1 protein-coding gene is annotated in these 1,040 nt (G+C 27.5%); it reads left to right on the forward strand.

Translation table 11 applies throughout. The features are described from left to right. Nucleotides 1-830: bacteriophage T4 gp5 trimerisation domain-containing protein (locus CAMP5053_RS08165; RefSeq protein ID WP_337217637.1), on the forward strand; the 830-nt coding region annotated here is incomplete at its 5' end. Between the last annotated feature and the right edge of the window lie 210 nt (nucleotides 831-1,040).

A 1,040-nucleotide genomic window follows, 5' to 3' on the forward strand; every position in this document is an offset into this window, starting at 1 on the left:
TGAATGATCCTCTTGTATCGTTGCCACACCATGATCACAAAACTTCCATTAGCTCTAAAACTATAGGAGTATATGAACAAGGATACAATGAACTAACTTTATCCAACTTAAAAGATAAAGAACAAATCTATCTAAAAGCAGAAAGAGACTATGATGAATTGGTTCAGCACAACTTTACTCAAAGAATTTTAAATGATAAAGATTCTATGGTGGATGGGATTTATAATGAAAGAATTAAAAAAGTTCATACGCAAACCATAGATTTAGCTAAAAATGTCAATGTTGGTGCTGAGTATCTAATAAATGTAGGTTTATCTAAAGACACCATAGTTGGATTATCTAACACTTTAAATGTAGGAGTAGACAACAAGTTAAGAGTAGCTAAAAATTCAAGTGAATATATAGGAGAAAATAAAGACACTGAAATATGCGCAAACAAAAATACCATTATACATAAAGATGAAACTAGAAATGTTAAAGGAAACAAAAAAGAAATTATAGAAGGTTATTACAATATAAATACAAGCAATAAAATACAAGTCTTGAGCGAAAAAGAGATAGATTGTAAAAGTAAAGACAATATACTTTTTACAAGCAATGAATCCATGGGATTTGAAAGCGATAAAAATACAAGTATGGTGGCTAATAATATCACTACCTATGCAAAAACAACTCATTATCTAAAGGCTGATAGTGAGGCAACTATACAAGTAGGAGAAACATTGATTAATGCTAAACCAGATTGTGTTATCATTAAAGCAGGTGGAGTAGAAGTAGTGATAGATTCTAAGGGTCTTGTTGTTAAAGGTGGAGAAATTAAAGCAGAGTAAATATATAGTATTTATTTGAAAATAAATACTATATTTTAAAAATTTGAGAATGCCAAATATTAGTAATACAATAAATAGTATAAAAAATATCGTTATGATTTTTATAGAAAATTTTATAAGCTATTTTTAAAACATCAAGGAATATAAATGAAAAAACCTTTTTATAAACTTAAAAGATTTTATATACCTTGTGGTTTACTTATAGCTTTG

Source organism: Campylobacter sp. S4:11, from assembly GCF_024723695.1.
GTDB classification, from domain to species: Bacteria; Campylobacterota; Campylobacteria; order Campylobacterales; family Campylobacteraceae; genus Campylobacter_D; species Campylobacter_D jejuni_C.